At 58.7% G+C, this 9,032-nt stretch carries 7 protein-coding genes; 5 read left to right on the top strand and 2 right to left on the bottom strand.

Annotated elements, in window-relative coordinates; all coding sequences use genetic code 11:
• Positions 1–2 precede the first annotated feature (2 nt).
• The 3 genes from tdh (at position 3) to G5193_RS15185 (ending at position 4,052) form a co-directional block, all read left to right on the top strand.
• The gene (gene tdh / locus G5193_RS15175) at positions 3–1,031 is read left to right on the top strand and encodes an L-threonine 3-dehydrogenase (RefSeq protein ID WP_201902637.1); all 1,029 of its coding nucleotides are present in this window, start codon (positions 3–5) and stop codon (positions 1,029–1,031) included.
• 197 nt (positions 1,032–1,228) lie between these two features.
• Positions 1,229–1,684: a c-type cytochrome gene (locus G5193_RS15180; protein ID WP_201902638.1), complete on the top strand. Its 456-nt coding sequence runs from the start codon at positions 1,229–1,231 to the stop codon at positions 1,682–1,684.
• Between the two features lie 85 nt (positions 1,685–1,769).
• A complete protein-coding gene (locus tag G5193_RS15185; protein WP_216979758.1) occupies positions 1,770–4,052 on the top strand; it encodes a putative bifunctional diguanylate cyclase/phosphodiesterase in 2,283 nt (760 codons plus the stop codon).
• On the opposite strand, the gene rep is transcribed toward G5193_RS15185, so the two are convergent.
• Positions 4,049–6,061 carry a DNA helicase Rep gene (gene rep, locus G5193_RS15190; RefSeq protein WP_421206280.1) on the bottom strand — a complete coding sequence of 671 codons (2,013 nt, stop codon included), beginning with the start codon at positions 6,059–6,061 and terminating at the stop codon, positions 4,049–4,051. The two genes, G5193_RS15185 and rep, sit on opposite strands and share 4 nt — an antisense overlap.
• Before the next feature lie 181 nt (positions 6,062–6,242).
• Here rep and G5193_RS15195 point away from each other — a divergent pair, with 181 nt between their 5' ends.
• A complete protein-coding gene (locus G5193_RS15195; RefSeq protein ID WP_421206281.1) occupies positions 6,243–7,463 on the top strand; it encodes an aminotransferase class V-fold PLP-dependent enzyme in 1,221 nt (406 codons plus the stop codon).
• 13 nt (positions 7,464–7,476) lie between these two features.
• Positions 7,477–7,911, top strand: a complete 435-nt coding sequence (locus tag G5193_RS15200) for a SufE family protein (protein WP_421206282.1) — start codon at positions 7,477–7,479, stop codon at positions 7,909–7,911.
• A 21-nt stretch (positions 7,912–7,932) separates the two neighbouring features.
• Here the strand turns inward: G5193_RS15200 and tcdA are convergent, their stop codons facing one another.
• A complete protein-coding gene (gene tcdA / locus G5193_RS15205) occupies positions 7,933–8,769 on the bottom strand; it encodes a tRNA cyclic N6-threonylcarbamoyladenosine(37) synthase TcdA (protein ID WP_421206283.1) in 837 nt (278 codons plus the stop codon).
• Positions 8,770–9,032 lie beyond the last annotated feature (263 nt).

Genomic DNA, 9,032 nt, shown 5'->3' on the forward strand with positions numbered 1-9,032 from the left:
CCATGAAAGCACTCTCCAAACTGCACAAAGAGGTCGGCATCTGGATGACGGATGTGCCGGCCCCCGAGCTCGGCCACAACGACCTGCTGATCAAGATCCGCAAAACCGCCATCTGCGGCACCGATATCCATATCTACAACTGGGACGAGTGGTCCCAGAAGACCATTCCGGTACCCATGGTGGTCGGCCACGAATATGTCGGCGAAGTGGTCGCCATCGGTCAGGAGGTGCGCGGCTTCGCCATCGGCGATCGCGTCTCCGGTGAAGGCCACATCACCTGTGGCCACTGCCGCAACTGCCGCGCTGGCCGCACCCACCTCTGTCGCAACACCACAGGTGTGGGCGTCAACCGGCCGGGGGCCTTCGCCGAATATCTGGTGATCCCCGCATTCAACGCCTTCAAGCTGCCGGACAACATCCCGGACGAGCTGGCCGCCATCTTCGACCCGTTTGGCAATGCGGTGCACACCGCCCTCTCCTTCGATCTGGTGGGTGAAGATGTGCTCATCACCGGGGCTGGCCCCATCGGCATCATGGCCGCCGCCGTCTGCCGCCATGTGGGTGCGCGCCACGTGGTGATCACCGACGTCAACGAATACCGGCTGGAGCTGGCCCGCAAGATGGGCGCCACCCGCGCGGTCAACGTGGCCAAGGAGAAGCTGGCCGACGTGATGAGCGAGCTGGGCATGACCGAAGGGTTCGACGTGGGGCTGGAGATGTCCGGCGTCCCGAGCGCCTTCCAGGAGATGCTCGACAAGATGAACCACGGCGGCAAGATCGCCATGCTTGGCATCCCCCCCTCCACCATGGCCATCGACTGGAACAAGGTGATCTTCAAGGGGCTGTTTATCAAAGGGATCTATGGCCGCGAGATGTTCGAGACCTGGTACAAAATGGCCAGCCTGATCCAGTCCGGGCTGGATCTCTCCCCCATCATCACCCACAGATTCCACATCGACGAATTCCAGCAGGGGTTCGATGCGATGCGCTCCGGCCACTCCGGCAAGGTGATCCTGAGCTGGGATAAATAACCCTTTTCACCCTTTGGTTACTCGAAACCCGGCGAATGCCGGGTTTCTTTTTATCTCCACCACCAGAATTGCCGTGATATCGCCCAAAACTTTGTACGCAGAGTGTTTAACACTTCACACACAAGCGTTTAAATGGCTGTAACTATTCGGTTATAATCCCGTCGTTTACATGGATAATAAAAGACTGCTGGGAGTATATGAGCGTGTTGAAAAAACTGAGCTATTTGCTGGCTGTCGGGATGACGGCCGCCAGCTTGTCTGGGGCAGTGCTTGCTGCCGATGAGATGTCACCGGAGGCTATTGCCGAGCGGATCAAACCGATCGGTCAGGTCTATACCGCCAAGGATCTGGAAGGTATTGCCGGCGCGGGTGCTGCACCTGCTGCGACCGCCTCTTCCGGTCCCCGCGATGGCGAAACGGTATACAAGGGCGCCTGCTTTGCCTGTCACGACACCGGCGCCGCCGGTGCCCCCAAACGGGGTGACAAGGCAGCCTGGGATCCTCGCATCGCCCAAGGCATTGATACTCTCAAGAAACATGCCATTGAAGGCTTTACCGGCAAGTCCGGCATGATGCCTCCGCGCGGCACCTGTGCGAACTGTAGTGATGAAGAGATTGAAAACGCCATCCACTACATGATCGACAAGCTGTAAGTATTTGAAAGGGCCGCAATTGCGGCCCTTTCAATCTATCGGCTTCCGACTACTCTTGTAGGGTAGGCATAGTCGGGAGTTGCTCATGTCGCCCCATTCCACCGAATCCCACTACTCAACTCCTCTGCTGGCGTTGGTCTCTGCCATTATGGATTTTCCGGCTCCCCCTACAGCGCAGAGCAGCGATTATGATGATCTGATAAAGCAGATAAACCAGCTCTGCCCGTTGCAGCATTTCGGCATGCTGGGCCTCTCCGACAGTGGTCTGAACTGGCTCTACGCCTACAAAATCAGCGATACCTTCAAGCAACAACTGGGGCGGGAGCAGTCCCGCATCACCGATCAGCTCACCCAGCTCGATGAGGCCGAAGGGTGGTGCGTCTTTCCTATCGAACATGGTCAGGTGCAGTGGCTGCTGGCTCGCGGCGAACCATCCGACCTGCCCACATTACGCCTGCTGCTGGAGTGTCTATCCAAACGGCTGACCGAAACCCAAGCGGGCTCCCATCTCACCGAGCTGCCTTCTCCGCTGATCCGCAAAGACCCGAACTGGAAAAAGAAAATCGAGAGCATCAGCCGCATCATGCGACTGGCCAACACCCTGCCCGGTCAGGCGCTCTTCTCCCAGCTGGAGGCGGTGCTGCGCCAGATGCTCGCCATTGAGGATATGCTGCTGGTCAGGCTCCACAGCCATACGCTTGAGAAAATTTATCCCGCACATCCTCGTCAAAGCGACGAATTCATCAGCGGTTTGTGCCACAGCACCAGCAATATCGAGGTCAACAGGGAGGCAACCTACTGGCACAGCATGCCGCTACGGCTGCAACAACAGTACTTCGCCCACTTCATCATCAGCACCGCGCAACCGCTGGAGACAGACGACAAGCTGTTTCTCGACTTCCTGCGTGGTCAGCTCACCCTGCTGTTGGAGCTGAAGCGGATCCGCCAGCAGCTTAACGACATCAATAGTGAAGACTCCATCAACCAGCGGCTGCAACAGCTGCGTCAGACCAACCTCAGGCTGCAAAAGCAGCTCAAGCAGCATCAGGAGCTGGAACGGCGGCTGCAATTCGATGCGCTTCACGACCCGCTGACCCAGCTACCGAACCGGGCACTGTTGATGAACCACCTCAATCAAGCCATGACCCACTACAACCGCTACAAGTCACCGGGGTTTGCGGTGATCTTCATCGATGTGGATCACTTCAAGCAGATCAATGACACCCTGGGCCACAGTGCTGGTGATCAGCTGCTCAAGGAGGTAAGCCGCCGCCTCCAGACCTGCATCCGGCAAAACGATATGGTGGCCAGATTGGGGGGCGACGAGTTCGTCATCTATCTCGATAGCAGCAAACATGAAGATGACATCAGCCCGGTGCTCAACCGTATCATCAGCCGCCTCTCCTATCCGTTCCGGCTGCTTGGCAATGAGCTGAGTATTACCGTCAGCCTGGGGGTATCGAGTGTGTCCGAACAGACATCGGATATCAGCCAGTTACTCCACCAGGCCGATCTGGCCATGTACCAGGCCAAACGCAATGGCCGCAGCCGCATCGTCAGCTACTCGGATGATTGCATCAACCAGAACTGGAATTCGCCGGAAGAGATGCTGGCTCGGGCCCTGCGGGAAGGGCGTATCGTCCCCTACTACCAGCCGGTGATCCGGCTACAGGATAGCCGCCTGACCGGTCTGGAGGTGATGGCGCGCTGGCTGACCGAAGAGGGAATTCTGAAGGATGCATTCGACTTTATTCCGCTGGCGGAGCAATGTGGCCTGATTCTGGAGCTGGATTATCAGATCCTGCGCCACACCTGCCAGCAACTGAAAGTGTGGCTTCCGATCTCGGGCCAGAGCAAGTTCAAGGTCGCCATCAACCTCTCCGGCAAACATCTGGTCAACCATGATCACATCATGCGGTTGGTGGACATTATCGATGAGGAGGGGATAGCACCAGGCTATCTGATCTTTGAATTCAACGAGCGGGAGCTGTCGCGGCAGGATTCCGATGCGCTGGCCTCCCTGCATGAACTGCGTGCCAAGGGCATTCAGATCAGCCTGGACGACTTTGGTACCGGCTTCTCCTCCCTCAACGCCCTGTTCCATTTCCCGGTAGATTACATCAAGGTGGATGACAGCTTTACCCAGCGGATGCTGCAGTCCCCCAAAGATCTGGCGCTGATCCGCGCCATGCGGGATATCTGTCAGGATCTCGATTACACCCTGGTGGTTGAAGGCATTGAGAACCAGCAGCAGTTACAGAAGCTGATAGATATCGGCTGCCGGATGGGGCAAGGACGCTATATATCTCCCCCCATGCCGGGAGCAGACATCATTCCACTGCTATCCCCCGGCAACGCAACCTCCTAATCTTTCTTGAACATGGCGCGCAGATTGGCCACCGCCATCTGCCCCTTCTGCTGGCGCTCCTCGGCAGTCACCTTCTTCTGGTTTTCCCATTCAAGGTCATCCTGCGGCAGCTCCAGCAGGAAGCGGCTCGGCTCTGGCCGTACCGACTCGCCAAACTGGCGCCGCTCCTTGCAGAGGGTAAAGGTCAGCTCGGTCTGGGCCCGGGTGATGCCCACGTAGGCGAGACGCCGCTCCTCCTCGACGTTGTCTTCATCGATGCTGGTCTGGTGGGGGAGCAAGCCCTCCTCCATCCCCACCATGTAGACATAGGGGAACTCCAGCCCCTTGGAGGCATGCAAGGTCATCAACTGCACCTGATCGGCATCATCTTCCCCCTCATTGCGCTCCATCATATCGCGCAGGGTGAGTCGAGTGACCACCTGAGCCAGCGTCATCGACTCCTCCAGCTCATCCCCTTCCAGCATCTCGGTAATCCAGCGATAGAGGGTGGAGACGTTCTGCATCCGCATTTCGGCCGCTTTCGGGCTGGGGGAGGTCTCGTAGAGCCACTCTTCATAGTGGATCTCCTTGATCATGTCCCGCACCGCCTCCACCGGATTGCCGCGCAGCGCCTGATCACCAAGGCGAACCAGCCAGTTGGTAAATGCCTGCAAAGCCGTCAGGCCACGGCCGGAGAGGTGCTGTTCCAGCCCCAGCTCGAAGCTGGCGGCAAACAGGCTCTTTCCGCGTTGATTGGCATACTGCCCCAGTTTTTCGAGGGTAGTGGGGCCAATCTCGCGGCGCGGCAGGTTGACCACCCGCAGGAAGGCGGTGTCCTCATCCGGATTCACCAGCAGCTTGAGGTAGGCCATGATGTCCTTGATCTCGGTGCGGGAGAAAAACGAGGTGCCGCCGGAGATACGGTAAGGGATCCGGTTGGTCATCAGCGCCTTCTCGAAGATGCGCGACTGATGGTTGCCCCGATAGAGGATGGCGTAATCCTTGAACCGGGTGCGGTTCATAAACTTGTGGCCCATCATCTCGGCAGCGATCCGCTCCGCTTCGTGCTCCTCGTTCTTGGCGAACAGCACCTTGAGCTTCACCCCCTCATCCAATTCGGAGAAGAGCGCCTTGTCATAGACGTGGGGGTTGTTGGCGATCAGGATGTTGGCGCACTTGAGGATACGCCGCTTGGAGCGGTAGTTCTGCTCCAGCTTGATCAGCTTGAGGCTGGGGAAATCCTCGCTCAGCAGCACCAGATTCTGCGGCTTGGCACCGCGCCAGGAGTAGATGGACTGGTCGTCGTCCCCTACCACGGTAAAACGGGCACGCTCGCCGACGATCTGCTTCACCAGCTCGTACTGGCTGGTGTTGGTGTCTTGGTACTCATCGACCAGCAGATAGCGGATCTTGTTCTGCCAGCGCTCACGTACCTCCTGATTGTTCTTGAGCAGCAGGGTCGGCATCACGATGAGGTCGTCAAAATCCAGCGCGTTATAGGCCACCATCTGGCGGTGATAACGCTCGTAGAGCTGGGCCATCAACACCTCTTCCGGCCCGCGGGCAATGCGCATGGCGCGGGCTGGCAGGATGAGATCGTTCTTCCAGTTGGAGATTTGGCTGATAAGGGCCGAGAGCTTGTCCTTGTCGTTGTCGAGCTCGTCTTCAGTCAATTCTTTCAGCAGCGCCAGCTGGTCGGTGTCATCGAACAGGGAGAAGTTGGCCTTGAGATTCAGGCTCTTGTGCTCACGACGAATGATATCGAGCCCCAGGGTATGGAAGGTGGAGACCATCAGCCCCCGCGCCTCCTTGCGCCCCAAAGTCTGGCCAACCCGCTCCTTCATCTCCCGTGCCGCCTTGTTGGTAAAGGTGACCGCAGCTATGTTGCGCGCGTTGTAGCCGCACTGCTGCACCAGATAGGCAATCTTGTTGGTGATGACGCGGGTCTTGCCCGATCCGGCACCCGCCAGCACCAGGCAAGGGCCGGAAACATACTTGACCGCTTCGTTCTGATTGGGGTTGAGCTTCATGGGCCGGATCTCTTGGCTTATGATGAGGGGCGGCATTGTACCAGAAATCACCCGACGAGCCGTACCTGCTGCACGGCAGGCAACCGCCAATCGGGCTTATCGCGCCTTGTGTTCGAGCGCTATTTTCAGGATCATGGCCGACCTTTCGAGATGATGACTTTTTCCAGATGATGAGGGGAGCATGAATCAGCAACAGCACACCCAACTGCGCAGCCAGTTTCCAGCCTTGGCGCAGGCGGTAAACGGCCACCCTCTGGTCTATCTGGACAATGCCGCCACCACCCAGAAGCCACACGCGGTACTGGATGCCATCGCTCACTACTATCGGGCCGACAACGCCAACGTGCACCGTGCCGCCCACGCCCTGAGTGGCCGCGCTACCCGAGCCTTTGAGGCTGCCCGCGAGACGGTCGCCCGCTTTATCAATGCACCCCGCAGCCACGAAGTTATCTGGACCCGTGGTACCACAGAAGCGATCAATCTGGTGGCCCAGAGCTGGGGGATGAACGAGCTCAAGGCGGGGGAGGAAATCATCCTCAGCACGCTGGAGCACCACGCCAATATCGTCCCGTGGCAACTGGTCGCCCAACGCACCGGCGCGGTGATCCGGGTCATCCCGCTCGATGAGCGGGGCGATCTCGATCTGGCCGCCTATCACGCCATGCTGGGGCCACGGACCCGTCTGGTAAGCGTGGCCCACGTATCCAATGCCCTTGGCACCGTCAATCCAGTCAAAGAGATGGTGGCAGCGGCCAAGGCAGTCAGCGCTCTGACCCTGCTCGATGGCGCTCAGGCGGTGGCTCATCTCGAGGTGGATGTGCAGGCCATAGGTTGCGACTTCTACGCCTTCTCCGGTCACAAGCTCTATGGCCCGACCGGCATCGGTGTGTTGTGGGGCCGCACCGAACTACTGGAGCGGATGCCGCCCTGGCAAGCCGGTGGCGAGATGATCGATCGGGTCAATTTCAGCGGCACAACCTTCAATACCCTGCCCTTCAAGTTCGAGGCGGGCACCCCCCATATTGCTGGCGCTATCGGCCTCGCCGCCGCCATCGACTTTGTGATGGGGCAAGATCGGCATTGGCTCGCCAGCCATGAGCAGGCGCTAACCGACTATCTGGTCGCAGGCCTGCAACAGGTGCCGGGGCTGCGCCTGATCGGCGAACCCGACCAGCGCGCCGGTGTGGTCTCGTTCCTGCTGGAGGATATCCACCCGCAAGATGCCGCTACCCTGCTCGACATGCAGGGGATCGCCTTGCGAGTCGGCCATCACTGCGCTATGCCGCTGATGGAATCCCTCGGGATCGGCGGCACCATGCGCGCCTCGCTGGGCTGCTACAACAATCGGGATGATGTCGATGCCCTGCTGGCCGCCCTGCACAAACTCAGTGACTTCTTCTAAGGCAGACAACCGAATGAGTAACCTCGCAAGCTATACCCAGATTGGCCTTGAGCCCAACGCCGACATCATCCGCCAGCAGTTTGCCGCCGCTCACGGCTGGGAGAACCAGTACCGGCTCATCATCCAGCTCGGCAAGCAGTTACCGGTGCTACCCGGCGAATGGCAGCAGGAGGCATTCCGCCTCAAGGGTTGTGAAAGCCAGGCGTGGCTGAAGGGAGAGAAAAGCGAGGATGGCTGCTGGCATTTTGCCTGTGATTCCGATGCCCGCATCGTGCGTGGCTTGATCGTCATCGTGCTGGCCGCGCTCAACCACCAATCGTCTGCGGCGATCCAGGATTTTGATATGGAAGGCTATTTCAGCGAACTTGGGCTTGAGAAACACTTGAGCCCGTCACGAGGTAACGGGCTCAGAGCGATCGTGCTGGCGATCCGGGAACAAGCGGTCTAACCCGCCTTGTTCAGTGGTCGATTAGGCTTCGCCAATCGCCCCTACTTCTTCATTCCCGACCTCTTTCTCGGCGCGGGCCCCCCGCTCGGCAATCTTCTTCAATACCCGGGACGCGGCAACCAGCCCAAAGGTTGCCGTCACTGGCGTCACGGCGCCAAAACCGGAGGCGCAATCCATCTTCATGGTGCCATCGCTGGCCGCCTTGGCCTGACAGGTACCGCCATTGCCATCCGGATAACTCAACTGCTCGGTTGAGAAGACACACTCCACTCCGAATTTGCGCGCCGGATTCTTGCTGAAGTTGTGCAATCGGCGCAAATCGGAGCGCACCTTGGCTGCCAACGGGTCTTGAATAGTCTTGGCCAGATCGGCCACAGTGATCTGGGTCGGATCCATCTGACCGCCGGCACCACCCGCGACGATCACCGGGATCTTGTTGCGCTTGCAGAAGGCAATCAGCGCCACCTTGGCCTTGACCGAGTCGATGGCATCCACCACATAGTCAAACTCCCGCTTGATATGCTCGGCCAGATTATCGGCGGTGACGAAATCATCCACCTCGATCACTTCGCAATCCGGATTGATGGCGCGAATACGCTCGGCCATCACCTCGGTCTTGAGGCGACCAACCGTACTCTGCATGGCGTGGATCTGGCGATTGGTGTTGGTGATGCAGATATCATCCATGTCGATCAGGGTGATCTGGTTGATACCGGCACGGGCCAGCGCCTCCGCCGCCCAGGAGCCAACGCCGCCGATCCCCACCACACAGACCTTGGCCTGGCTAAAGGAACGCAGGGCGTTCTGACCATAAAGACGGGCAATGCCCCCGAATCGCTGTAGATATTCTGCTTTCATACCACCACCTTGCTTGAGGGCGGCCATTATAACGGCAACCACCGCCAGCCGCGATGGCAAAACCGGAGAAAATCGAGGAGGAAAAATGGAGAAAACGGCAGAGAAGAGGGAATAAAAGGTCAGTTATCTGACGATTTTCTGAATTGCAGGCAACAAAAAACCCCGCTCATCGAGCGGGGTTCTTAAATTGGGTGCCTGGCAGTGTCCTACTCTCGCATGGCGAATGCCACACTACCATCGGCGCTACCGCGTTTCACTTCTGA

The organism is Aeromonas sp. 601027 (assembly GCF_049174455.1).
GTDB lineage: Bacteria > Pseudomonadota > Gammaproteobacteria > Enterobacterales > Aeromonadaceae > Aeromonas > Aeromonas veronii_A.